Here is a 23615-nt window from a genome sequence, read left to right as displayed (position 1 = left end):
CTCCTGTGAACTGGTCTGATGCCGGCGGGGCGGGGCGGGGCGGGGCGAGGCGGGGCGGGGCGGGGCGGGGTGTGGGTGTGGGGGTGTGGGTGTGGGGGGTGTGGGGGTGCCTGGCGGGGCGGGACGGGGCGGTGTGGGGGGCTGGTGGGGGCCGTGCGCGCGCCCGGGGTGCTCAGGCGGCGGCGACGGCCTTCAGCCGCTCGGCGCGGTCGGTGCGCTCCCACGTGAAGTCCGGCAGCTCACGGCCGAAGTGCCCGTACGCGGCGGTCTGCGCGTAGATCGGGCGCAACAGGTCCAGATCACGGATGATCGCGGCCGGACGCAGGTCGAAGACCTCGCCGATGGCCCGCTCGATACGGTCGGTGGGCACGGTGTGGGTACCGAAGGTCTCCACGAACAGACCCACCGGCTCGGCCTTGCCGATCGCGTACGCGACCTGCACCTCGCACCGCGAGGCGAGACCGGCCGCGACGACGTTCTTGGCGACCCAGCGCATCGCGTACGCGGCGGAGCGGTCGACCTTGGACGGGTCCTTCCCGGAGAACGCGCCGCCACCGTGGCGGGCCATCCCCCCGTACGTATCGATGATGATCTTGCGGCCGGTCAGGCCGGCGTCGCCCATCGGGCCGCCGATCTCGAAACGGCCGGTCGGGTTCACCAAAAGCCGGTAGCCCTCGGTCTCCAGCTTGATGCCGTCCTCGGCGAGCCGGGCCAGCACGTACTCGACGACCGAGGCGCGGACGTCCGGCGCCAGCAGGGCCTCCAGGTCGACATCGGATGCGTGCTGGGTCGAGACGACGACCGTGTCCAGGCGCACGGCCCGCTCACCGTCATACTCGATGGTGACCTGCGTCTTGCCGTCGGGACGCAGGTAGGGGATCGTCCCGTTCTTGCGGACCTCCGACAGCCGGCGCGAAAGCCGGTGCGCGAGGTGGATCGGCAGCGGCATGAGCTCGGGCGTCTCGTCGCAGGCGTAGCCGAACATCAAGCCCTGATCGCCGGCACCCTGCCGGTCCAACTCGTCCTCATCGCCCTCCACCCGGCTCTCGTAGGCCGCGTCGACACCCTGCGCGATGTCCGGGGACTGCGCGCCGATGGACACCGACACGCCACAGGAGGCGCCGTCGAAGCCCTTCTGCGAGGAGTCGTAGCCGATCTCCAGGATCTTGGCCCGCACCAGCTGCGCGATGGGGGCGTAGGCCTGCGTGGTGACCTCGCCGGCTATGTGCACCAGACCGGTGGTGATCAGCGTCTCCACCGCCACCCGCGAGGCCGGGTCTTGTGCGAGGAGCGCGTCGAGGATCGTGTCGCTGATCTGGTCGGCGATCTTGTCGGGGTGTCCCTCGGTCACGGACTCCGAGGTGAACAGACGACGGGACATCTCACTCCTGGTGGTGTGGGCACGGATTCGGGTACGACGGTCGGATCGGTCAGGGGTCGGGCGTGGGGGACACGGCCGGACACGGTCTGTTGCCGAGGATCCTGCCGCCCGGTCCTCGGCCCGTCCTTGAGAGCGCGTCGAGCGGACCTGGCCGGTTCCCCCACCTCCGCTCCAAGCGGCGCATCCCCCGCGGGCACCGCTACCGGATACGGAAATTGGCCATCATGCCCATCGCCGAGTGGTCCAGCAGATGGCAGTGGTAGACGTACGTCCCCCTGAACGTGTCGAAAGTGGCGTGCAGCTTCACGCTCTCGCCGGGGAACAGCCGGACCGTGTCCTTCAGCCCGGCCTCGCCCGGAGCCACCGGCGCCCCGTTGCGCTCCAGCACCCGGAACTGGACCAGGTGCATGTGAAAGTTGTGCGGGACGACCTTGTTGGCGTTGGTGACCGTCCAGATCTCCGAGCTCCCGTGGGCGATGGTCTGGTCGATGCGCTGGTAGTCCCACACCTGCCCGTCCATGAACCCCTGCGGCTCCTGGCGGCCGTCCTCGTCCATGCTCAAGACGATGCTGCGCTGGACCGTGGCCTTCGCCATGGCCGGCAGGGAGCGCAGCGTCTCGGGCACCCGGCTCGCATCGGACGCCGTCCGCACGACGTCGAAGCGCAGCACCTTGCCCACCTGCTCGGGCGTCCCCGGCCCCAAAGTGTTCTCCAAGACGATCTTCGTACCGACCCGGTAGCGCGAGAAGTCGATGACCACATCCGCCCGCTCCGCCGGCGACAGCCCGATGGTGTCCGTCGCGAAGGGGTGTTCCAGCAGACCGCCGTCCGTACCGATCTGGACCATCTGCCCGCCGTCCGACAGACGCAGCTGGAAGAAGCGCATGTTGGACGAGTTCAGCAGCCGGAAGCGGTACTTGCGGGCCGCGACCTCGACGTACGGACTCGGGCGTCCGTTGGCGAGGATGGTGGTCCGGCCGAACACGTCGTCCATCACGTAGACCAGCTGGCCGGCCTCGTCGAAGCGGGCGTCACGCAGCGCGATCGGAACCTCGTACTGGCCGGACGGCAGCGGCAGCGACCGCTCGGCCTCGTCCGACAGCAGATACGCGGCGGACAGGCCACGGAAGACATGCTCCGACTCCATGTGGTGCGCGTGGTCGTGGAACCACAGGCCGGCGCCCGGCTGCTGGTTCGGGTAGGTGTAGGTGCGCGAGGTGTTCGGCCCGAACGTGTCCATCGGGCCGCCGTCGTTCTCCGGCGAGACGCTCCCGCCGTGCAGATGGACCGAGACCGGCATCGTGAGGGCGTTGCGGTGGCGGATCACCACCCTGCGCCCGCTGCGCGCCCGCAACACCGGCCCCGGGAACTGGCCGTCGTAGGTCAACACCTTCGTCTGCACACCGGGGATGATCTCCCGCGCCACCTCCTTGATGGTGACCGCGTACGTGTCCTGGCCGCCCACCGTCGATATCGGCTGGAGCACCGAGGCCATCGGCATCCGCACGCTGAACGGCGGCGGGACGGTGACCGGCCCGCTCCCGGCCGCGCCCGTACCGGAGGCCTCGGCCCCCCGGGCACGCAGCAGCGGCGTCAGACCACCACTGGTGAGCAGGCCGGCGCCGGTCGCGGCGACGGCGCCGCCGAGCAAGCTGCGTCTGGTGACCATGGAATCTTCCTCCTGGAAAGAAAAAAATGGGGGGGCGCGGTGCGGGCGGACGCCCGCGAGCGGGGCCGAACACGCCGAGGACGGCCGGCACCCGGTGCGCCGGTCCCCCCGGAGCAGCCGGCAGCAGGGAGTACCCCGCGTGGCTGTCGCGCCGCGAGTGCACCAGATACGGCTTGCGCATCACTGGAGCCCAGATGGTGTGCGGGCGTCAGGCGTTGCGCGGGCCTTGCGGGGCCTTCGTAACCCTCCTCTTGCGTACGTACGACCGCGTACGCCCGACTCGTGCCGCCACCCGGGCGGCCGCTGGGGGAGGCACCCGTGGACCTGCACGACCTGCACGACCTGACCGACTGGCTGCCGCGCGCGCTCACCGTGGCGCAGCGGTGGGGAGGGCAGTTCGGCCCGTACCGGACCCACGACGCCCACCGCGTCCACCCCGACGCCTTCACCGAGGCCTTCGACCGCCTCGCCAAGCGGATGGACCACAACTACCCGTTCTTCCACCCGCGCTACGCCGGACAGATGGTCAAACCGCCGCACCCGGCAGCCGTCACCGGCTACCTCACCGCCATGCTCTTCAACCCCAACAACCACGCCGCCGAAGGCGGGCCCGCGACCACCGAGATGGAACGGGAGGCGGTCGCCGAACTCGCCGCCATGTTCGGACTCGACGCCCACGTCGGACACCTCACCACCAGCGGCACCATGGCCAACCTGGAGGCCCTCTACGTCGCCCGCCAGCTCCACCCGGACCGCGGCATCGCCTACAGCGGCGAATGCCACTACACCCACGAGCGGATGTGCCACGTCCTGGGCATGCAGGGCCACCGCATCCCCACCGACGCGCACGGCCGCATCGACCTCGACGCGCTGGAGGCCGCCCTGCGCGGCGGACGCATCGGCACCGTCGTCGTCACCACCGGAACCACCGGCCTCGGGGCGGTCGACCCGGTCCACGAAGTCCTGCCACTGGCCCGCCGCTACGGGGCACGCGTCCACGTCGACGCGGCCTACGGCGGCTTCTACGCCATCCTGGGCCGGGCCGGCACCGGCGAAATCGACGCGGCCCCCTGGCAGGCGATCGCCGCATGCGACTCCATGGTCGTGGACCCCCACAAGCAGGGCCTGCAGCCCTACGGCTGCGGCGCGGTCCTCTTCCCCGACCCGCGAGCCGGCCGGCACTTCGCACACGACTCGCCGTACACCTACTTCACCGACGCCGACCTCCACCTGGGCGAGATCAGCCTGGAATGCTCACGGGCGGGCGCGGCCGCCGCCGCCCTGTGGCTGACCCTGCAACTGCTGCCGCTCACACCGGACGGCTTCGGACGGATCCTCGCCGCGAACCGCCGGGCCGCACTGCACTGGGCCGACCTGCTGACCGCCTCCGACGAACTGGACCTCTACCAGCGCCCGGACCTCGACATCGTCACCTACTTCCCCACCCTGGCCGGCACATCCCTGTCCACCATCGACGCCGCCTCGAACCGGCTGCTGCGCGACGGCATGACCGCGGAGGCGGACCCCGTGTTCCTGAGCGTGCTGCGCGCGGACGCGGACGCCTTCCTACGCCGCCACCCGCACGTGACCCGGGACGCGGACGCGGCCCGCGTGATCCGCAGCGTCCTGATCAAGCCGGAGTCCGAGCACTACCTGCCGACCCTGCACGCACGCGTGGAAGAACTGGCCGCACACGCCCGCACGACAACCTGACCGACGGCAACCCCACCCCCGCCCCGCCTTCCCCCGCACCCCCCACCTCCCGGCCCCTACACCCCCTCCCACCTCTCTTCTCGTCCTTCCGACCGGAGGTCCTCGCCTTGTCCCCGAACGCGCCCAGCCCGACCGCCTTACCCCGACCCCACCCGCCGTCCCACGCCCACCTGTCCGCCCTGCTGTCCGCCGCCTTCCACGACGACGCACTGACCCGCTGGATGATCCCCGACCAGCGGCTGCGCACCGAACTGCTCCCCGGGTTCTTCCACGTCTTCGTCGAACTCTCCGCCGCCCACGACGGGGTGCTCACCACCGACGACGGCGACGCGGTGCTCTTGTTCCTGCCGCCCGGCGCCGAGGTGGACGAGACCGCCCTGGACGCCGCCTTCGCCCACGCGCTGGGCCGCCACACCCACGCGCTGCGCACCATCGCCCGCCTCCAGGCCGAACGCCACCCGCACACCCCGCACTACTACGCCTCCTTCGGCGCCGTCCGCCCCGGCCGCCAGCAGGGCGGCCTGATGTCCACCCTCCTCGCCCAGATCACCGCCCGCGCCGACGCCGACGGCGTCGGCGCCTACACCGAGGCCAGCTCACCCGGCGGCGAAGCCGTCACCCGGCGCGCCGGCTTCGACCGCCTGGGCACGGACATCACCCTGCCCGACGGCGGACCCGTACTGCGACCGATGTGGAGGAACCCCCGATGAGGGGAGACGACCTGATCCAGTCCTGGACCACCGGCCAGGTCGCCCGCGGCGAGGCGCCCCCCGAAGCCATCGGACCGCTGCTCCAAGTACTCATGTGGAGCCGCGACTTCCTCGTCTCCAGCCACCCCGAACTGGGCCGCACCGGACCGGTGTGCCCGTACACCCAGCCCTCACTGCGCAAGGAACTCTTCCACCTGGCCCTGCCGTCCGCCGGATGCGAGGACCTGGCCATGGCCGTCGACTCGCTGCGCACCCGCCACGCGGCCCTCTCGCAGCCGCTGTCGCCGCAGGACCGCGAACTCCTCACCATCTTGCTGGTCCTGCCCGGCTTCGACCCGACGGACTCGGTGGAGCTGGACGAACTCCAGCGCAAGGCGAAGGACGAGTTCGTCGCCGAGGGGCTGATGATCGGGCAGTTCCACCCGGTCTGCGAGGAACCGGGCCTCTACAACGAGGACTTCCGCCCGCTGCGCGCCCCCCTGCCGCTGCTGGCGGTCCGCAAGCTCCTGGTCTTCGACCTCCCCTTCCTGATGAGCGACGACTCCCACATGGACCACTACCTGCAGCGGTTCGCGCCGGCGCTCCCGGCCCGGATCCGCGACCAGCTGGTGAGCCGGGTGGTGGCCGCCTGACCGCCCAGCCCTCCCGATGACCGGCCGGCCGCGCCCCTTTTCCGTGGGGCGCGGCCGGCCGGCGTACGCGGCCAACCGCGCGAGCCGCGCGAGCCGTGAGCCGTGGGGGCTAGGAGCGCAGGCAGTCCTCCAGGAAGGCCAGCACACGCAGGTGGTAGGCGGTGGCCGCGTGGCCGAGGCTGATGTTGTGGCCCGCCGCGGCCAGGTGTTCCAGGCTCACCCGGGGGGCCGCGGTCAGCAGGGATGCCATCGAGGCGAGGGTGGAGCCGTCCAGGCGCCACCACGCCTCGTGCTCCGCGAAGGTGAGGCGGACCGGGACGCGGACGCGGGGGGCCAGCTCCTCGTACTGGCCCGGCCACCGGAGGGTTTCCGCGGACTCGCGCGGCGGGGTGGGGGCCAGCAGCGCACGGCTGGCCTGGAAGGTGCCGCGCGGGTAGAGGTTCAGGGGGCCCCAGTTGAGTGTGGAGGCGCCGCCGCCGAGGGTGGAGGGGAAGTGCAGGGCCCGCGGGTCGTAGCGGTAGCCGACGCCCGAGGCGTCCAGGCCCAGGAGGGGGACGGCGCCGTCGGTGGCCGCCGTGTGGAGGGCCACCTTGCCGCCGTCGGAGTGGCCCAGCAGGAAGACGCCGGCGCCGATGGTGTGCGCGGCCGCGTGTTCCTTGAGGGCCGCGGTCAGGGTTTCCGCCTGGCCGGCCAGGCTCTGGCCCTCGGGGAGCAGGTCTGCCGAGTCGCCGTAGCCCGGCCGGTCCAGGGCCAGGACCGCGTGGCCCAGGCTGGTGGCGAGGGGGACGAAGGAGTTCCAGTACGCCGCCCGCATGCCCCGGCCGTGGACGGCCAGGATCGTGGAGCGGACCTCCCCGCCCGCGGGCAGTGCCCAGAGCCCCGACAGGGGGATGCCCGCGGCGTTCAGCGTGTGGGGGCGTGCGCCGCCCGCAAGGGAGTTCATCGCAGCGCCAGCCCCTTCCGGGCGCCCGCCATCGCGTCCACCCACTCGACGGGGGATCCCGTGCGCAGCAGCGAGGTGCCCACCAGCAGTCCGCCGAAGCCGGCGTCGAGGAGGCGGGCGGCGCTCGCCGGGCCGTCGATGCCGCTCGCGCTCACCGGGCAGGCCGCGCCGGCCGCGCGCAGGGCCGGGAGCAGGTCCAGGGAGCGGCCCAGGTCGCCGGCGCCCCGCTCGCGGGTCCTGATGTCCTTGTTGTTGACCGCGATCACACACTCCTCGGGGTGGTGGACCGTTTCGAGTTCGGCCTCCGTCGTGATCTCCACGAACGGGGTGAGCCCGGCCAGCAGGCACTCCGTCACCAGGGTCCGCATGCTCGACGCCGGGAGCAGCGCCGCCGTCAGCAGCACCGCCGAGGCCCCGAGCTCCTTCGCCGTGCGGACCTGGTCCTTCCTGGTGATGAAGTCCTTCTGCAGGAGCGGAAGGCCGCTCAGGGCGGCCACGTCCCGCAGCAGCGCGGGCGAGCCGCCGAACCAGCGGCCCGTCACCACCGAGATGCACGGGGCGCCCGCCGTTTCGTACGCCTCCACGAGCGCGGCGGGGGTCCGGCCGCCGAGCATGTCGTAGCCGTGGGCGTCGCGCCGTTTCACCTCCATCACCACGGGGGTCGCACAGGCCAGGAGGGCCTCGAGAAAAGGGAAGCCGTTCCGGTTCTGCTTCGTCATCGCGAGAGCTCCAGTCGGGGAAGGTCGGGGACGGCAGCGCCGGCGGTGCCGGCGGGGAGGTCGGTGCCGGCGGCGCGAGAGGTGCCGGTGGTGCGAGAGATGCCGGTAGTGCGGGAGGTGCCGGTAGTGCGGGAGGTGCCGGCGGTGCGGGGGGTGCCGGTGCGCCAGGCACGGGCCAGGGCGGCGATCTCCGGGACGCCGAAGCGGCCCGTCGCCCGGTCGCGCGCCGCCGTGTCCACGTCGATGCCGCGGAATCCGCTGTGGCCGACGACCGCCTCGTAGGCGGGGCGGTTGGCCGGGGTCAGACCGCCGGCCAGGAGGAAGGGACGGGTGAGCCGGGGCAGCAGCGCCGTGAGACGGACCGGATCCAGGCAGGCGCCGGTACTGCCGATCCGGCCGTCCCCGGTGGCGGTGTCGAGGAGGAAGAGATCGGTGCCCGCCCGCTCGTACGCACCGATCAGCGGGCGCTCCACACAGCCGCCCCCCTCGTCGACGTGCAGCACCTTGACGAGGCCGACCTCCGCCGGCAGCGCCTCGCGCAGCGCCCGTACGACGGCCGGCGGCTGGTAGGCGTGGAGCTGGACCCAGGCGACACCGGTGCCCCGCACGATCCGGTCCAGTTCGCCGGGGTCGGCCAAGAACGTCACCAGGACCGGCAGGAGCCCGGCCGGCCGGGCCGCCGCCACAAGGGCGGCGAGCCCGTCCAGAGCGAGTTCCGACGGGCCGCCGGGTACGCCGTGCCAGAGCCCGACGCAGTCCGCCCCGGCGGCCGCCGCCGCCTCGATGTCGCGGGGTTGCGTGGCCCCGCAGACCTTCAGCAGCGTCTGGGACAGCGGGCGCACGGTGCTCACTTGCCCAGCCCCAGCCCCAGCATCGAGGCGATGCGGTTGTACTGGATCTCGTTCGTCCCCGAGTAGATCGTGCCGCCCAGCGCGTTGCGCACGTCCTGCTCCAGGCCGAACTCCGACATGTAGCCGTGGCCGCCGAAGATCTGCACGGCGGTGATGCTGGTGGCCAGGTTGCTCTCGCTCGTGACGAGCTTGGCGATGGCCAGGTCCACGGTGACGTTCTCGCCCGCCTCCAGCTTCTCCCCGGTGTCGTAGAGCCACTTGCGGGCGGTCTCCAGCTGGATCTTCGTGTCGACGATCTTGTTGGCGATCGTCTGGTACGAACCGATCGCCTTTCCGAAGGACTTGCGCGTCTTCGCGTAGTCGACACACCGCTCCAGCCGGTGCTGCATCTCGCCCACGTTGACGATGAAGGAGAAGAGGATCTCCCGTTTCATCACGTGGTCCAGAACCAGGAACCCGCCTCCGACCCTGCCGAGCACCGCGCTCCTGGGCACCCGTACATCGTCGAAGAACAGTTCGCTCAGCGGAGAGGTCCGCAGCCCCATCTTCTTGACGGGCCTGCCGGCGCTCAGCCCGGGGCTGTCGCGGTCCACCAGGAACGCCGTCGTCCCCAGCGGGCCCCCGTCCGGGTGGGTCCGGGCGTAGACCACGATCACGTCCGCGACCGGTCCGTTGCTGACGAAGGCCTTGCTGCCGTTGATGACGAAGTCGTCCCCGTCACGCACGGCCCGGGTGGTCATCGCCATGGCGTCCGAGCCGCCCTCGGCCTCGGTGATCGCGTGGGCGCCGATCGCCTCGCCCGAGCAGATCCGCGGCAGCCAGCGCTCCTTCTGCTCCACGGTGCCGAACTGCTGGAGCGGGATTCCGGTGGAGCACAGGGACGTGGTGACCGAGAAGCTCAGGCCCGAGTCACGGTTGTACTCGCCGAGGCCCTCCAACACGTACATGGTGGTCAGGAGCGACTGCCCGAGGCCTCCGTAGTCCTCGTCGAAGGGCAGCGACAGGATCCCGGTCTTCTGCACGAGCTTCCACTTGTCCTGCGAGAAGGCGGACTGCTCGTCGAGTTCGATGTGGTCTGCGCTGAGTGCGTCTCCCCACGACTCCAGGCCTTCGCGCAGATCTGCCTGGTCGGCGTTCCAACGGATCACGAGGGACCCCTTTGTTGATTCGGCTGACGGTTCGGACGAGCGGTGCGCGCGCGAGGCGCGCCTCAGTAGGCGGAGGAGCTGTGGGCGTCGAGGCTGTGGACCTCGTCGCCGCGCAGCGCCGGCGAGAACACGCAGACCAGGCGCAGGTCCTCGTGCGGGCTGGCGACGAGGAAGTGGGCGTCGTGCTGGTCGAGGGCGTACATCCGGCCCGGGACTATCTCGTGCGAGGTGCCGTCGAGCTCGATGACCTCGCCGGAGCCCTCGATGCAGTAGCAGGCTTCCAGGTGGTTGACGTACTCCAGGCGGGACTTGGTGCCGGCCAGGACGGTGGTGTCGGTGAGCGAGTAGCCCAGGCCGTCCTCGGCCAGGAGGAAGCGGCGGCTGAGGCCGTTGCCCCACTCGACGGTCTTCACGGACTCGATGTCACGAACGATCATGGCAGTCTCCCGGTGTGAGGTGGTGCACGGATGGTGCTGCTGAGGGGTGGAGCCCACTTCCGCTGGCAGGGAAGGTCAGTGCGGTGCTGCGGGCAGGACCGAGCGGACGAACTCGCGGAAGGCGCCGGTCACATCCCGGCCGCCCTCCTGCGCCCGCTCCACGGCGGCCACCGCGGCGGAGCCGATGATCGCGGCGTCCGCGCCGGCGGCCCCGACGGCCTCCACGTCCTGCCGTGTGCTGACCCCGAAGCCGACGGCTATCGGGGACGTCGTGTGCGCCCGCAGGCCCGCGACGGTCTGCGCCAGCGCGGCATGGCCGGCGGCCGGTGCGGTCCCGCTGCGCCCGTAGTGGGCGACGAGATAGAGGTAGGCGCGGGCCTGGGCGGCGGCCTGCGCCCGGGTGTCCGCCGGGCTGCTGGCGTAACAGGTGGTGACGACCGGCAGCCCGGCCGCCCGCGCCGATTCCAGGTGCGCCTCGCGCAGCCGCGGGGGCAGCGCGTGGACGAGGAGCCCGTCCGCGCCCGCCGAGGCGATCTCGCGGGTGGCGGCCGCGAGGTCCCGGCCCTTGAGCGAGTGGCTCCAGTCGGCGAGCAGGGCGATCCGCAGGTGCGCCAGGTGCGGCCGAACACCCGCGATGAAGGCGAGTACGTCGTCCAGGCCGGCGCCGCCGCCCTCCAGCGCCCGGCGCGCCGAGCGCCGCACGACGGGGCCGTCGGTGACCGAGTCGGGGAACGGGACCGCCAACTCCAGGCAGTCCACGCCCTCCTCGTCGAGCATCAGGACCAGGTCCCGCAGGAGGGGCAGCGGCGGGTCGCCCGCATTGAGGAACAGGGCCAGCCCCGGGGTAGCGCCGGGCCGCCGGGTCGCAAAGAAGGGTGCGGGGCCGCCGGCCGGCGACGCCTGGGCGGGGCGGGCCGCCAAGGTCGGGGCCGCCCAGGTCCCCGCCCACTGCGCGGCCGCCGCCGGTGGCGGGCCGCTGGTTCGGGCCGTGGCCGGGGTGCGCCCGGTCAGCGCCGCAGGCCTAGGCACGGGCCACCGCCGGTGTGCGGGGGGCCGACGCCGACGCAAGGCGCCGCGCGAGGTCGTGGGCCTCGCCGGAGCGGACCGCGCCCTCGGCGAGGGCGACCGCGGAGGGCCAGTCCCGGCGGACGCCGCAGGCCACCACCAGGGCGGCCGCGCCCAGGCAGACCGTGTGGGTGGCCACCCGGCCCGCCGTGCCGGCCAGGACGGACAGGAAGTGGTCGACGGCCGCGCCGGGGTCGGGGGCCGGCCGCAGGTCCGCGAAGGAGCCGTCGCCCGGGGTGAGTTCGCCCGGCCGGATGACCCGGGGCAGGGAGTGTTCCCCGTGGACGGTGTTGGTGGCGAAGGGCAGCAGCTCGTCCGCGCCGGTGTCGTTCGCGGTCAGCCAGATCCGGCGGGTCGTCGTGGTCGCGGCGAGCCGGCGCAGGGTGTCGAGGGGGGCTGCCGCCGAGACCCCGGTGACCTGGGCGGCCACGGGCAGGTCGGCGAGGAAGGGGCCCAGCGCGTTCAGGAAGCGGCCGAAGGGCTTCATGGCGTACGGGGCCACCGTCCGGGCCAGCCGGGTCAGCTGCGCCGGGTAGACGAAGGGTCCGGCGAAGGCGATCCCGTGGGCGGCGAGGGTGTCCTCGGTCTGGGCGTAGGAGGAGGTGAGACGGACACCGAGCCGTTCCAGCAGGTCGACGGAGCCCAGCGAGCTGGTGTAGGCCCTGGACCCGGTCTTGACGACCTTGACCCCCGCGGCCGCGGCGACGAAGGCGGAGGCGGTGGAGATGTTGAAGGTCCGGGGCCCGCCGCCGGTGCCGACGACGTTCACGGTGCCCTCCCAGGAGGTGGTCACCGTCGCGGCCGGCCGGCGCTCGGCGAGCGAATCCAGCAGGTGGCGCAGGGTCTGGTGGTCCGGTAGCCGGCTGGTCAGGGAGGCCAGCAGGGCGAGGACCTCGGCCTTGTCCAGCCGGCCGTCGCCGAGCTGGTCCCACCAGGACCGCCAGGTCTCCCGGCTGACCGGGGCCCGCTGTTCCAGCAGGCCGGTGAGTGCGTCGTGCACGGTCGCTCTCCGTCTCGTCTGACGTCGGGGTGGTGGTGGGTGGTTCTACGCGGCCGCCGTGCGGCGGGCCTCCGCGATGAAGGTGTCGATCGCCTCGACGCTGCGGAAGTTGTTGGGGTCCAGGTCGGCGTCGCCGATGGCGAGCTCGAAGCGGTCCTCGACCCAGGCGATCAGCTTCAGGACGCCCAGGCTGTCGATGACCCCGTCGTTGAGCAGGTCGTGGTCGACGGCGAGTTCGGCGGCCGCGCTGCCCGGGAGGAACTCGGTGATGACGAAGTTCTTGATGGTGTCGATGTTGCTCATGACGGGATTCCTTCGGCGAGAGGTGTGACGACAGGTGTCGTGGCGGGTGCGGGCGTGGCTGTGGGGGAGTCGGGCCGGTCGAGCCGGTCGAGCGCCTTGCGGTCGACCTTTCCGGTGGCGGTCTTGGGCAGCGGGGTGTCGGTCAGGGTGAGCTGGTGGGGGACCGCGGCCCTGGGCAGGTGCCGGGCGCAGTGCGTGCGCAGTTGCAGGCCGGTCAGGGTGGCGCCGGGGGCGCGGTGGACGGCGGCGACGAGCCGCTTGCCGGCGATCGGGTCGGGCAGGGCCGCGACGCCCGCTTCCAGTACGGCGGGGTGTTCCTGCAGGACCCGTTCGATCTCGGCCGTGTTGACGGCGACTCCGCGGACCTTGACCTGGAAGTCGGTGCGTCCGGTCAGGTGCAGGGTGCCGGCCGCGTCGCGCCGAACGAGGTCGCCGGTGCGGAACCAGCGCCGGTCGTCCAGGCCCAGCGGATGAGCGGTGAACTTGTCGGCGTGCCGGGTCCGGTCGAGGTAGCCGCGGGTCTGGAAGGGCGTGGAGACGAATAGCTCTCCGCTGCCGGGCCCTTCGACGAGGGCACGGGTGTCGGGGTCCAGGACCAGGGCGCGCACGCCGGGCAGCGGGCGGCCGATGGGAACGGGCGGGAAGGCGGCGGCCGTGATCCCGGCGGGCTCGACCTCGTGGACGAAGCTGTCGTTGGTCTCCGTACAGCCGTAGATGTTGTGGATGCGGGCCTTGGGGAAGAGGGTGGGCAGGGCGGCGAAGGTGCGGTCGGGGATGGCGTCGCCGGTGAACATGACGTGCTCGACGCCGGGGAAGACGTCGCCACTCTTGTCGGCAGCGTCCTGGAGCAGCCCGAAGGCCATCGGGACGGCCTGCACCACGTGCACTGCGTGGCGCTGGACCAGGTCGCGCAGGTGGCGTCCGTGGGCGGCCAGCGCCGGGTCGACCAGGATCACGCGGCCGCCGCGGGCCAGGGTGGTCCACACGTCGAGGAGGCACAGGTCGAAGTTGAGGGGGGCGTAGTTCAGGACGGTCCGGTCGGGGCCGATCTCGAAGGCGTTGCCGGCCCACCGGGTGAACCGGTCCACGGCGTCCAGGCCGATCGGGACGATCTTGGGCAGGCTGGTGGAGCCGGAGGTGGTGAGCATGAAGGCCACGTCCGCGGCCTCGTCGGCCGGCAGCGGCTGGGCGGCGACGTCCGGGTTGGGTGCGACCCGGGCGGCCTCGCCGCCGGGGGCGAGGACGTGGGCGCAGCCGGCCTGGGCGAAGAGATCGGCCAGAAGCGTGTCGGCGAGGGCCGGGGACGGCAGCAGCAGCGGCCGGCGGGCCAGCAGGCAGCCCAGGACGAGGGCCACGGCGGCCGGTGACTTGTCGGCCAGGACACCGACCGGGACTCCGGGGGCCAGCTCCAGGAGCGTGAGGCGGTCCCGTTCCCGTCCGGCGAGCTCGTACAGCTCCCGGTAGCTGGTCTCGTCCCCGTTGAAGACGAGCGCCGTGGCGTGCGGGCGGTCGCGGACCTGGGTCAGGAACCCGCCGAGGAGGCCGAGTTCGACGACCGGGGCGGCCGGGATGCCCGGGGTGGCCTGGGTGGTGGTCACGGCAGCTCACCCGCCTGCGCCGCGGCCGGCCGCTCGAATGCGATCCAGCCGCTCTTGACGGCCGCGCCCTTCGGCGTCTTGCAGCTGAAGCGGACCACGCGGGCCTCGGCATCGGGCTGCAGGGTGATCTCCAGCGGGACGCCGGGCGGTACGGGAGCCGAGAAGCGGCAGCCGAGACCGCGCACCTTGGCGCAGTCGCCGCCCGCGAAGCGGTCCACGGCCTCCTCCACCGCGAGGGCGACCACGCTCATGCCGTGCGCGATGACGGTGTCGAAGCCCGCCCCGCGGGCCGCCTGCTCGTCGAGGTGGATGGGGTTCAGGTCGCCGGACGCGTGGGCGTACGTACTGATCCAGTCGCCGGTCAGCTCGTGCACCGCGCTCTGCGCCTCGCCCGCCCCCAGCGGGGTGGGGGCGGCGGGGCCGCCCGCGATGTCGCCGAACGGCTCCAGCAGCGTCGCACCGACCAGCAGGGCGGAGATGGCCAGTTCCGCGAACGGCTCGGGGCCGTCCTCACCGACGAGGCGGACCCGCAGGGCGATACGGGCGCCACGCGGCTCCTTGCGGATACCGGCCACCTCCAGCCGTACGCTCACCTGCTCGCCCGGCCTGACCGGCCGCACGGTGCGGATGTCCTGACCGAGGTGGACCACGGAGACCGGTCCGGGCTCGGCGGCCGTCAGCGCGGCGACGGTCTGCTCGGCCACCGCGTGGGCGAGGACGAAGGTGTGCACGGGCGAGGCCCGGCCGGGCCGGGCGGTGGGCAGCCCCCGCCGGGCGGCGCCGCGGTAGTCGGTGATCTCGCCTTCGGTGACGGTGAGCGTGCGGACGGGGGAGGGCAGGGACAGCAGCGTCATACCGGCACCACCACCACGCAGGAGTTGTGGCCGCCGAACCCGAAGGAGTTCGTGATCGCGGGGCCCGAGCGCACGGCACGGGGTGTGCCGTGGACGACGTCGATGTCCATTCCTGGCTCCAGCTGTTCGTGGTTGGCGGTGGGCGGTACCTCGCAGTGCCGCATGGCCTGCACGGTCGCGATGAGCTCCACGGCTCCGGCGGCGCCGATCAGGTGCCCGATGACCGACTTCGGTGCGGTGACCGGCGGCTGGGCGGTGCCGAACACCTTGGTGAGGGCGGCGGCCTCGGACCGGTCGTTGTGCGGGGTCGAGGTGCCGTGGGCATTGACGTGGACGATGTCGGACGGGTCGAGGCCGGCGTCGGCGATGGCCGAGGCCATGGCCGCCGCGGCTCCCGCGCCGTCGGGCAGCGGCATGGCGAGGTGGTGGGCGTCGGCGGTGGCGGCGTACCCGGCGACCAGGCCGTACGTCCTGGCCCCCCGCGCCCGCGCGTCCTCCAGCCGTTCCAGGACGACGAACCCCGCGCCCTCGCCCATCACGAAGCCGTCGCGGTCCTTGTCGAAGGGGCGCGAGGCGTGCTCCGGGTCCTCGTTGCGGAACGAGACCGCGTTGAGGTTGCCGAAGCCGGCCAGGGTGACCGGGGTGAGGGTGTGCTCCGCGCCGCCGGCGATGACGAGATCGGCGCGGCCGGTCTGCAGCAGCATCAGCGCGTGCCCGATCGCATCGGCGCCGCTGGCACACGTGTTGGCGACGGTGAGTGCAGGACCGGTCCAGCCGAGCCGGATGGCGATGTGGGCGGCGGCCGCATTGGGCATGGTCATCAGCGGCATCAGCGGATTGACCCGGGCCGGGCCGCCCTCGGTGAAGTGGGCGGACTCCAGGTCGCTGCTGGCCCGGCCGCCGACGGCATTGCCCACCACGATGGCGGTGCGCCCGGCCTCGGCGGTGGGAGATCCCGCGTCGCGGTGGGCGGCCAGCGCAGCGGCCGTCCCGTAGTGGGCGAAGGGGTCCATCCGGCGGGCCTCCTTGGCCGGGACGAGCCCGGCCAGGCCCTCCAGGCCGCGGACGCGGCAGCCGATCCGTACCCGGTGGCGGCTGAGGTCGAAGTGGGTGAGCTCGGCGGCGGTGGACCGGCCGGCCCACAGCGTGTCCCACAGCTCGTCCGGGGTGCACCCGCCGGGGGTGACCACACCCATGCCGGTGATGGCTACGGGCGCAAGCGCCGAACTGCCCCTGGACGGTCCAGGCATGTCTGCTCCCTAAGGCGTAAGAGCGGTCGTCGTGAAAAAAAGGGGGGTCAGATGATGCGGCACTCGCGCGCCGACTTGATGAAGGCCTCGGCGGCGAAGTCGATGTCGGCCTTGGTGTGGGCCGCGGTGATCGCGATCCGTAGCCGGGCCAGGTCGTTGGGGACGGCCGGAGTGACCACGGGCAGGCCGATGACACCGTTCTTGCGGCACACGGTGGCGTAGTCGTAGGCGGCGATGTCGGACCCGGCGACGACCGGGACGACGGCGGTCTCACTGTCGACGGTGCTCATGCCCGCCTCGTGCAGGATGGACCGGAAGCGCGCGGACTCGCCCTGGATGAACTCCACACGCTCCGGCTCACGCTGCAGGATCCGCAGGGACTCCAGCGCCGCGGCGCTCTGGGCGGGCCCGAGCGCGGCGGAGAAGAGGAACGGGCGGGCCGCGTACTTGAGGTGGTGGATCAACTCGGCGGAGCCGGCGACCCAACCGCCCATGGAGGGGATGGCCTTGGAGAGGGTGCCGAGCTTGACGTCGACCTTCACCTCGTAGTCGAAGTGCTCCTCGATGCCCTTGCCGGTGGCGCCGATGACACCCAGCGCGTGCGCCTCGTCGACCATCAGCAGCGCGTTGTGCGCGTCGCAGACCTTGCGCAGCTCGACCAGCGGGGCGATGTCACCGTCCATCGAGTAGACGCTGTCGACGATGACCAGACGGACACCGGTGTCGGGGGCGGCGGCCAGCCGCCGCTCCAGGTGGGCGACGTCGTTGTGGCGGAAACGGGTGACGGTGGCACCGGAGAGCTTGCACCCGTCGACGATGCTCGCGTGGTCGTACTTGTCGATGAACACCGTGTCGCCCGGGCCGACGATCGCACCGACCGTGCCCACGTTCGCCGCATAGCCCGAACCGAACACCAGGGCCTGATCACGCCCCGCGAACTTGGCGACCTCGACCTCCAGTTCCTCGTGCAGCGGCGTCGAACCCGCCAGCGCCCGCACCCCGTGGTTGCCGGTGCCGTAGCGGTCGACGGCGGCCTTCGCAGCCGAGACGACGCGCTCGTCACCGGCCAGACCGAGGTAGCTGTAGCCCGACATCATCAGCAGGCGCCGCCCGTCCTGGTCCGCGTACGCCGAATCCCGCTCGACGGTGTAGGCGACGAAGCTGTTCTTGCGGTTGGGCTCGTACTCCAGCGACCGGACGCGGTCGCGGAAGTAGGCCAGCTTCGGCTCGAGTCGGCTCCAGGCGGCGGATGCGTTCACGTGCTTCTCCTCGTCGCGATCGTCCGGCTGACCCGGAACTCCATCGGCGCTCTGCCGTTGTTCCGGCGGGGCTCTAGTGGAATTCCATTAAGACTCGGGGGGCGCAATAGCGGCGCAAGAGGAAGGCCATAGCCGTACTCGAAAAGCGAACGACAATGCCCGGACCTCGGCTTTCATTCGCGAAGGAATGTTTTACCGACCGCTGTTGACATGCGGAGACGACCCGCCGGTATCCTCTGAATCGCACGAGCTAGGGGGACACGGCCGGAAGCCGACCGTTTCGGAGAGTGCATAGTGCTGATCAGACTCATAGGTCTTGTCACGATCGAGCCGGACGGAGCAGCGCCGCAACACCTGTCGAGCGCCCAGGCGCAGGTGGCCTTCGCCCGCCTGCTCCTCGAGCGGACCGGCGGTACCGACCGTGACCAACTGGCCGAGACCATATGGCCCGAAGGACTGCCCGACACCTGGGCCTCCGCGCTGCGCAGCCTCGTGAGCCGCGTACGCACCTTCGTCACCACACCACAGGACCAGCCGGGAGTGACCCCGCTGGTCGCCCAGGGCGGCCGCTACCTCCTGCGGCTGCCGCAGGACGCGGCCGTGGACGTGGAGTGCGCGGAAACCGCCGTCACCGAGGCCGCGGAAGCGTACGCGGAGGGCGCCTACGCCGTGGCGCAGCAGCTCGCGGCCGGCGCCGTGTCCAACCTGCGCGGATCCTTCCTGCCCTCGCACGAGGGCGAGTGGGTCAACGCGATGCGCGAACAGCTCGAAGAGCTGCGCCTGAAGGCACTGGAGACCGCGAGCCTGTCCTCCTCCGCCCTCGGCGACGAGCACCACGCCCTGCGCTACGCGGAGGAGGCGGTCCGCCGGGCCCCCTTCCGGGAAAGCGCCTACCGCTGCCGGATGGCGGCCCACACCCGGGCCGGCAACCGGGCCGAGGCACTACGCAGCTACCAGCAGCTGCGCGAGGTACTGGCGGAAGAGCTGGGGATCGACCCGGCACCGGAGACGGAGGCGGCCTACCTGGAACTGCTGCGCACACCGGAACCCCGGTCGTTCGCTCCGCGCTCCGCGGCCCGCCTGGACCCGCTGCTGATGGGCGTCTTCGAGATCGACCACCGCGCCTCGGCCCCCCGCCCGTGCTCCCTGGTCGACCACGGCTGCGTCACCCACCCCGTCACCCGCCCCGTCACCTCGTTCCCCGCCGCCTGACCCCGCACACGCCGAAGGCCGCCGCGAACCCCGCGGCGGCCTTCGGGCACCTCCGGCCCCTGGCCGGCCCCCCATCCTCCTCCCCCCGCGCCCGGTCCAGGCGGCCGCCCCCGGGGGCACGACGAGCGGCCCCGGCCTCCCCTGGGGGTGGGAGGCCGGGGCCGGGGGAGGGGAAAGGCCGGGGGTCAGGTGATGGACACGCCACTGTCGATGCTGATGACCTGGCCCGTCATGCAGTCCTGCTCGAGGAAGAGACGGGCGCTGCGCGCGACCTCCTCGACCGTGACGAAACGGGGGATGGGGGCCTTGCCCTCCATGCCCTCGACGACCCGGTCCGGGAGGGTGTTCGTCATACCCGTGATCATGAACCCGGGGGACAGCGCGTTCACCGTCACCCCCCGCCGGCCGCACTCGGACGCGAGCGTACGGGTGAAGCCGATCAGACCCGCCTTGGACGCCGAGTACGCCGTCTGGCCGGCCGTCGCGATGATGCCCGACGGGGACACGACGTTGATCACCCGGCCCCACCGCCGGCGCAGCATGTGCGGCACCGACACCCGGGCGGTGTGGAACGACCCGATCAGATTGGTCTGGATGACCTGCGCCCAGTCCGCCGGGTTCTGCATCGCCATCAGGCTGTCCTTGCGGATCGCCCCGTTGTTGACGAGGACGTCCACCGGGCCGAGCTCGGCGGATATCGCCTCGTGGAGGGCCTGGGTGGCCTCCCACGAACCGACGTCCCCGGTGACCAGCACCGACGGGTTCACCAGCTTCTCCCGGACGGCCTCGGCAGCCTCGCGGGCACTGTTGTAGTGGACCGCGACCCGGCAGCCCAGCGCATCGAGTTCGAGCGCCAGGGCCTGGCCCAGACCGCCCGAGGCGCCGGTCACGAGCGCGACGGGGGACTCGGGCCGCTGCCCCGCACTGTTCTTGCTCATGCCGCGACACCGCCCCATTCCATCAGGATCGAACCCCAGGTCATACCGGCTCCGAAGCCCGCCAGCAGGACCTTGTCACCGGCCTTGATACGGCCCTCCTCCAGGGCCTCGGTCAGCGCGATCGGGATCGACGCCGAAGCCGTGTTGCCGTACTTCTGGAGGTTGGTGATCAGAGCCTCCTGCCGCAGGCCGGTGTGCGACAGGATCGAGTTGATGATCCGGATGTTGGCCTGGTGCGGAACAACATGGTCCACATCGGCCGCATCCACTTTGGCGCTCTCCAGCGTCTCGCGCACCGTACGGACGGTGTAACGGACGGCGTTGAGGTAGATCTCGTTGCCGTTGATCTGCGCGTAGTGCAGGCCCGCGTCCAGCGTCTCCTGGGTGGTCGGCATCCGGCTGCCGCCGGCGAGCACCTTGAGCGAGCCGGTGCAGGCACCGTCGGCGCCCAGGTTCCACGCCTTGACCCGGTTCTCAGCGCCCGGCTGCAGGACGACCGCACCCGCACCGTCGCCGACGAGGATGGACAGGTCACGATCGGCCGGATTGGCCGTCAGGGTGTGGGTGTCGGAGCCGATCAGCAGGATCGGCCGGGGATCGATGGCGATCAGCGCCATCGCCGACACCAACCCGTAGACGAACCCCGCGCACTCGGAGTTGACGTCGTGCGCGCTCCCCGAGATGCCCAGTTCGTGGTGGACGAACGCGGACGTCGCCGGGGACGGCTGCTCGGGCGTGGCGGTCGCGACGATGAGGTGGGCGATGTCGGCGCCGGTCAGCCCGGCCTTCTCCAGCGCACGCCGGCCGGCCTCGACCGCCAGGGAGGCGGTGGTCTGCCCCGGGTCGACCGCCCGCCGCTCGCGGATCCCGCAGCGGCTGACCACCCAGTGCTCGTCGACGCCGAAACGCGCCGCGAGTTCAGCGCTGGTGACGATGCGTTCGGGTACGGACATGCCCCACCCGGTGATGTCGAAGCCGGTCACGTCACCCCCCCCCCGCTACGCCTGAGCCGGGACGAGGTCGACGATCTTCGCGTAGACGTCACGCAGCGTGGTGGTGTCGTCGAGGTCCGCGAAGAGGGACTCGTCGGCCGGGATGTGCGGGTACTGGTTCTGGAATCCGTACAGCCACTCCATCAGGTCCAGCGAGTCGACGTCCGCAATGTGCTGGAGCGGGGTGTCGGGGCTGACCTCCGCGGCACCCGAGACGGCCTCGAGCTGGCTCGCCAGTTCTTCGATGGTGGGCAGCGACATGGGGTCGGTCCTCTCTCGGCAATGCAACTCGGCAGTGCGTGTCTGGTTTTCGAGAGTGATAAAAGCTCCGCCCCCGCAAGGAAGGCGCAACACCGCCCCGGATCCTGATTCCCGGCCTTCTTGCGCACACCTTGCGGGGCATCGGGTTTTCTCGGTCGCGAATTCGGAAACACGGCCCGCCGGACACGCAGGAAAGAGGATCAGGATGACAACGGTCGCCCCCAAGTCGGTGGACCCCGAGGTCGATGCGATCAGGCACCACTACGAGGTCAGCAACGATTTCTACCGGCTCCTGCTGGGCCCCACGATGATGTATTCGGGCGGCTACTGGGAGGACGGCGAGGACCTGGTCGCCACCCTGGACGAGGCGCAGGAGCGCAAGCTCGACACGTTCGCCCAGCTCGCGAACGTGGCGGCCGGCGGCGCCAAGCGCGTCCTGGACATCGGCTGCGGCTGGGGCACCATGCTCAACCGCCTCACCACCGTGCACGGCGCCGAGCAGGCCGTCGGCCTGACCCTGTCCCGCACCCAGGAAGCCTTCATCGACGGCCTGAACAACCCGCGGATCACCACGCTGGTCCAGAGCTGGGCGGACTACAAGGTCGCCGACGACAGCGAGAAGTACGACGCCGCGTTCTGCATCAACGCCCTGGAGCACTTCGTCTCCTCCAACCTGCCGCCGAAGGAGCGCACCAAGCGCTACCGGTACTTCTTCCAGCAGGTCGCGAACGCCCTCAACCCGGGCGCGAAGTTCGTGCTGCACACCATGACCGCCGAGGCGCTGCCGATGAACCGCGCCCTCCTCGACGACCTGAAGTTCCTCCAGCGCTCCGAGTTCGAGGGCTGCCACATCCCCCACCTGAGCGAGCTGTCCGCCGCCGCCGAGGGCCTCTTCGAGATCGACGAGATCGTCAACGAGCGCGAGTCCTTCGCGATGGCCTGCCGCGCCTGGCTGGTCCTGCTGGCCGAACGCCGGGACGAGGCCGTGGCCATGGAGGGCGAAGAGGTCGTCTCGCGCTTCGAGCGCTACCTCGACATCTTCGCGTACACGCTCGAGGACAAGTTCTTCAACAACTTCCGCGTCACCATCACGCGCCGCTGAGGAGGCCGACGTGACGAGCATTCTTGAGCCGGCCAAGGACGGCGGAGCACGTACAGGCACCGAGACGCATCCCGGTGGCGGCGGACCGACCCGGCACCTGCGGGTCGCGGTCATCGGCACCGGCTTCTCGGGCCTGGGCACCGCCATCCGACTGCTGCAGTCGGGCATCGACGACTTCCTGGTGTTCGAGCGGGCCGACGAGGTCGGCGGCACCTGGCGCGACAACAGCTATCCGGGTTGTGCGTGCGACGTCATGTCCCACCTCTACTCGTTCTCCTTCGCCCGCAACCCGAACTGGAAGTCGACGTTCGCCTCACGCGACGAGCTGTACGCCTACCTGCGCGACACGGCCGACCGCTTCGGCGTACGCCCCCACATCCGGTTCGGGCACGAACTGGAGGCCGCCCGCTGGGACGAGGACGAGCGGCACTGGAAGATCGAGACCTCGCAGGGCCACTACACCGCCCAGTTCCTGGTCACCGGCACCGGCTACCTCAGCGAGGCGGCCGTACCCGACATCAAGGGGCTGGCGGACTTCGAGGGCAAGATCTTCCACTCCTCGAACTGGGACCACGACCACGACCTGGCCGGCCGCCGCGTCGCCGTCATCGGCACCGGCGCCTCCGCCATCCAGTTCGTCCCCAAGATCCAGCCCGAGGTCGGGCAGCTGGACCTGTACCAGCGCACGCCCCCGTGGATCGGCCCCAAGCCCGACAAGGCCAACAGCGAGCTGCACACCAAGATGCTCCGCTCACTGCCCGGCTACCAGCAGTTCCGGCGGGGCTTCAACATGTGGGGCCGGGAGATCCTGGCCTTCTTCTGGAAGCGCCCCAAGCTCGCCGAGAAGGTCCAGAAGATGGCGAGCGACCACCTGGCCAAGTCGGTCCCCGACCAGGCACTGCGCGCCAAGCTGACACCCGACTACCTGGTGGCGTGCAAGCGCCTGCTGTTCTCCAACACCTGGTACCCGGCGATCCAGCAGCCCAACGTGGACATCGTCACCGACGGCATCGCCGAGGTCCGCCCCAAGTCGATCGTCGGCAGCGACGGCGTCGAGCGCGAGGTCGACACCATCATCCTGGGCACCGGCTTCCAGGCCACCGACCGCCCCGTCGCCCGCCGGATCTGGGGCAGGGGCGGCCTCCAGCTGCGCCAGGCCTGGCAGGACGGCATGGCCGCCCACCGGGGCACCACCATCGCCGGCTTCCCGAACCTCTTCATGCTGCTGGGCCCGAACACGGCACTGGGGCACTCCTCGCAGACCGTGATGATCGAGGCGCAGGTCCAGTACGTCGTCGACTCGCTGAAGCAGGTGGAAAAGCGCGGCCTGGCCAGCATCGAGGTCCGCCAGGAGGCGCAGGACGCCTACAACCGCACACTCGACCAGCACCTCGAGGGCACCGTCTGGATGTCGGGCGGCTGCAAGAGCTGGTACCTCGACGCGAACGGCCGCAACACATCGATCTTCCCGACCTACACCTGGCGCTTCCGTCGCGGGACCAAGCGCCTCGACCTGAGCGAGTACCAGCTCGCTTCCCGGGTGCGCAGCACCAAGCCGGTACCTCACCAGTAGGAGAC

23 protein-coding genes are annotated in these 23615 nt (G+C 71.5%); 6 read left to right on the top strand and 17 right to left on the bottom strand.

Going from position 1 to position 23615, the window contains the following annotated elements:
• Positions 1–172: 172 nt before the first annotated feature.
• Both metK and OG332_RS00740 read right to left on the bottom strand, forming a co-directional pair.
• Positions 173–1381 (bottom strand): methionine adenosyltransferase, encoded by a 1209-nt coding sequence (gene metK, locus OG332_RS00745; protein WP_327411578.1) that lies wholly within the window; start codon positions 1379–1381, stop codon positions 173–175.
• A 199-nt stretch (positions 1382–1580) separates the two neighbouring features.
• Positions 1581–3050, bottom strand: a complete 1470-nt coding sequence (locus OG332_RS00740; RefSeq protein ID WP_327411577.1) for a multicopper oxidase family protein — start codon at positions 3048–3050, stop codon at positions 1581–1583.
• A gap of 318 nt (positions 3051–3368) precedes the next feature.
• On the opposite strand from OG332_RS00740, the gene OG332_RS00735 reads away from it, so the two are divergent.
• The 3 genes from OG332_RS00735 to OG332_RS00725 all read left to right on the top strand — a co-directional run bounded on the left by OG332_RS00735 (position 3369) and on the right by OG332_RS00725 (position 6105).
• Positions 3369–4763: a pyridoxal phosphate-dependent decarboxylase family protein gene (locus OG332_RS00735; protein WP_442816088.1), complete on the top strand. Its 1395-nt coding sequence runs from the start codon at positions 3369–3371 to the stop codon at positions 4761–4763.
• Between the two features lie 107 nt (positions 4764–4870).
• The gene (locus tag OG332_RS00730) at positions 4871–5473 is read left to right on the top strand and encodes a hypothetical protein (RefSeq protein WP_327411576.1); all 603 of its coding nucleotides are present in this window, start codon (positions 4871–4873) and stop codon (positions 5471–5473) included.
• Positions 5470–6105, top strand: coding sequence for a DUF6875 domain-containing protein (locus OG332_RS00725; RefSeq protein ID WP_327411575.1), 636 nt, complete (start codon positions 5470–5472; stop codon positions 6103–6105). Before OG332_RS00730 ends, OG332_RS00725 begins: the two co-directional genes overlap by 4 nt.
• 109 nt (positions 6106–6214) lie before the next feature.
• Here OG332_RS00725 and OG332_RS00720 read toward each other — a convergent pair whose 3' ends face one another.
• The 12 genes from OG332_RS00720 to OG332_RS00665 all read right to left on the bottom strand — a co-directional run bounded on the left by OG332_RS00720 (position 6215) and on the right by OG332_RS00665 (position 17532).
• A complete protein-coding gene (locus OG332_RS00720; RefSeq protein WP_327411574.1) occupies positions 6215–7048 on the bottom strand; it encodes an alpha/beta hydrolase in 834 nt (277 codons plus the stop codon).
• Positions 7045–7767, bottom strand: a complete 723-nt coding sequence (locus OG332_RS00715) for an indole-3-glycerol-phosphate synthase (RefSeq protein ID WP_327411573.1) — start codon at positions 7765–7767, stop codon at positions 7045–7047. Before OG332_RS00715 ends, OG332_RS00720 begins: the two co-directional genes overlap by 4 nt.
• On the bottom strand, positions 7764–8618 hold the full coding sequence (locus OG332_RS00710; protein WP_327411572.1) for an N-(5'-phosphoribosyl)anthranilate isomerase: 855 nt from the start codon (positions 8616–8618) through the stop codon (positions 7764–7766). The genes OG332_RS00715 and OG332_RS00710 overlap by 4 nt, the downstream gene beginning before the upstream one ends.
• Positions 8615–9766 (bottom strand): acyl-CoA dehydrogenase family protein, encoded by a 1152-nt coding sequence (locus OG332_RS00705; RefSeq protein ID WP_327411571.1) that lies wholly within the window; start codon positions 9764–9766, stop codon positions 8615–8617. Before OG332_RS00705 ends, OG332_RS00710 begins: the two co-directional genes overlap by 4 nt.
• A 62-nt stretch (positions 9767–9828) precedes the next feature.
• On the bottom strand, positions 9829–10203 hold the full coding sequence (locus tag OG332_RS00700; RefSeq protein ID WP_030721055.1) for an ectoine synthase: 375 nt from the start codon (positions 10201–10203) through the stop codon (positions 9829–9831).
• Positions 10204–10278: 75 nt separating this feature from the next.
• Entirely contained in the window at positions 10279–11124 is an 846-nt protein-coding gene (gene trpA, locus OG332_RS00695) for a tryptophan synthase subunit alpha (RefSeq protein WP_442816321.1), read from the bottom strand.
• A 100-nt stretch (positions 11125–11224) separates the two neighbouring features.
• Entirely contained in the window at positions 11225–12268 is a 1044-nt protein-coding gene (locus OG332_RS00690) for a hypothetical protein (RefSeq protein WP_327411569.1), read from the bottom strand.
• Positions 12269–12313: 45 nt separating this feature from the next.
• On the bottom strand, positions 12314–12571 hold the full coding sequence (locus tag OG332_RS00685; protein ID WP_327411568.1) for a phosphopantetheine-binding protein: 258 nt from the start codon (positions 12569–12571) through the stop codon (positions 12314–12316).
• Positions 12568–14169, bottom strand: coding sequence for an AMP-binding protein (locus tag OG332_RS00680; RefSeq protein ID WP_327411567.1), 1602 nt, complete (start codon positions 14167–14169; stop codon positions 12568–12570). The genes OG332_RS00685 and OG332_RS00680 overlap by 4 nt, the downstream gene beginning before the upstream one ends.
• A complete protein-coding gene (locus tag OG332_RS00675) occupies positions 14166–15023 on the bottom strand; it encodes a MaoC family dehydratase (RefSeq protein ID WP_327411566.1) in 858 nt (285 codons plus the stop codon). Before OG332_RS00675 ends, OG332_RS00680 begins: the two co-directional genes overlap by 4 nt.
• Positions 15020–16273, bottom strand: coding sequence for a beta-ketoacyl-[acyl-carrier-protein] synthase family protein (locus tag OG332_RS00670; protein ID WP_327411565.1), 1254 nt, complete (start codon positions 16271–16273; stop codon positions 15020–15022). Before OG332_RS00670 ends, OG332_RS00675 begins: the two co-directional genes overlap by 4 nt.
• Before the next feature lie 47 nt (positions 16274–16320).
• Positions 16321–17532 (bottom strand): aminotransferase class I/II-fold pyridoxal phosphate-dependent enzyme, encoded by a 1212-nt coding sequence (locus OG332_RS00665; protein WP_327411564.1) that lies wholly within the window; start codon positions 17530–17532, stop codon positions 16321–16323.
• A gap of 294 nt (positions 17533–17826) precedes the next feature.
• Between OG332_RS00665 and OG332_RS00660 the strand changes: the two genes are divergently transcribed.
• Positions 17827–18744 (top strand): AfsR/SARP family transcriptional regulator, encoded by a 918-nt coding sequence (locus OG332_RS00660; RefSeq protein ID WP_327411563.1) that lies wholly within the window; start codon positions 17827–17829, stop codon positions 18742–18744.
• 185 nt (positions 18745–18929) lie between these two features.
• Here OG332_RS00660 and OG332_RS00655 read toward each other — a convergent pair whose 3' ends face one another.
• Genes OG332_RS00655 through OG332_RS00645 form a run of 3 tightly spaced genes read right to left on the bottom strand, consistent with a single transcriptional unit; the run spans position 18930 to position 20935 of the window.
• Positions 18930–19682 (bottom strand): SDR family NAD(P)-dependent oxidoreductase, encoded by a 753-nt coding sequence (locus tag OG332_RS00655; RefSeq protein ID WP_327411562.1) that lies wholly within the window; start codon positions 19680–19682, stop codon positions 18930–18932.
• Entirely contained in the window at positions 19679–20665 is a 987-nt protein-coding gene (locus OG332_RS00650) for a 3-oxoacyl-ACP synthase III family protein (RefSeq protein WP_327411561.1), read from the bottom strand. Before OG332_RS00650 ends, OG332_RS00655 begins: the two co-directional genes overlap by 4 nt.
• Positions 20666–20680: 15 nt before the next feature.
• The gene (locus OG332_RS00645; RefSeq protein WP_327411560.1) at positions 20681–20935 is read right to left on the bottom strand and encodes a hypothetical protein; all 255 of its coding nucleotides are present in this window, start codon (positions 20933–20935) and stop codon (positions 20681–20683) included.
• 205 nt (positions 20936–21140) lie between these two features.
• Here OG332_RS00645 and OG332_RS00640 point away from each other — a divergent pair, with 205 nt between their 5' ends.
• Positions 21141–22037, top strand: coding sequence for a class I SAM-dependent methyltransferase (locus tag OG332_RS00640; RefSeq protein ID WP_327411559.1), 897 nt, complete (start codon positions 21141–21143; stop codon positions 22035–22037).
• Between the two features lie 10 nt (positions 22038–22047).
• Positions 22048–23610 carry a flavin-containing monooxygenase gene (locus tag OG332_RS00635; protein ID WP_327411558.1) on the top strand — a complete coding sequence of 521 codons (1563 nt, stop codon included), beginning with the start codon at positions 22048–22050 and terminating at the stop codon, positions 23608–23610.
• Positions 23611–23615 lie beyond the last annotated feature (5 nt).

This window comes from Streptomyces sp. NBC_01233, from assembly GCF_035989305.1.
Classification (GTDB): Bacteria; Actinomycetota; Actinomycetes; order Streptomycetales; family Streptomycetaceae; genus Streptomyces.
This window is presented reverse-complemented; position numbering and strand designations above follow the sequence as displayed.

Bases quoted from the DNA above. Each gene is read 5' to 3' on its own strand.
- OG332_RS00740 (WP_327411577.1), bottom strand. From the start codon at position 3,050: ATGGTCACCAGACGCAGCTTGCTCGGCGGCGCCGTCGCCGCGACCGGC.
- OG332_RS00675 (WP_327411566.1), bottom strand. From the start codon at position 15,023: ATGACGCTGCTGTCCCTGCCCTCCCCCGTCCGCACGCTCACCGTCACC.
- OG332_RS00670 (WP_327411565.1), bottom strand. From the start codon at position 16,273: ATGCCTGGACCGTCCAGGGGCAGTTCGGCGCTTGCGCCCGTAGCCATC.
- metK (WP_327411578.1), bottom strand. From the start codon at position 1,381: ATGTCCCGTCGTCTGTTCACCTCGGAGTCCGTGACCGAGGGACACCCC.
- OG332_RS00645 (WP_327411560.1), bottom strand. From the start codon at position 20,935: ATGTCGCTGCCCACCATCGAAGAACTGGCGAGCCAGCTCGAGGCCGTC.
- OG332_RS00715 (WP_327411573.1), bottom strand. From the start codon at position 7,767: ATGACGAAGCAGAACCGGAACGGCTTCCCTTTTCTCGAGGCCCTCCTG.
- OG332_RS00655 (WP_327411562.1), bottom strand. From the start codon at position 19,682: ATGAGCAAGAACAGTGCGGGGCAGCGGCCCGAGTCCCCCGTCGCGCTC.
- OG332_RS00720 (WP_327411574.1), bottom strand. From the start codon at position 7,048: ATGAACTCCCTTGCGGGCGGCGCACGCCCCCACACGCTGAACGCCGCG.
- OG332_RS00685 (WP_327411568.1), bottom strand. From the start codon at position 12,571: ATGAGCAACATCGACACCATCAAGAACTTCGTCATCACCGAGTTCCTC.
- OG332_RS00725 (WP_327411575.1), top strand. From the start codon at position 5,470: ATGAGGGGAGACGACCTGATCCAGTCCTGGACCACCGGCCAGGTCGCC.
- OG332_RS00700 (WP_030721055.1), bottom strand. From the start codon at position 10,203: ATGATCGTTCGTGACATCGAGTCCGTGAAGACCGTCGAGTGGGGCAAC.
- OG332_RS00640 (WP_327411559.1), top strand. From the start codon at position 21,141: ATGACAACGGTCGCCCCCAAGTCGGTGGACCCCGAGGTCGATGCGATC.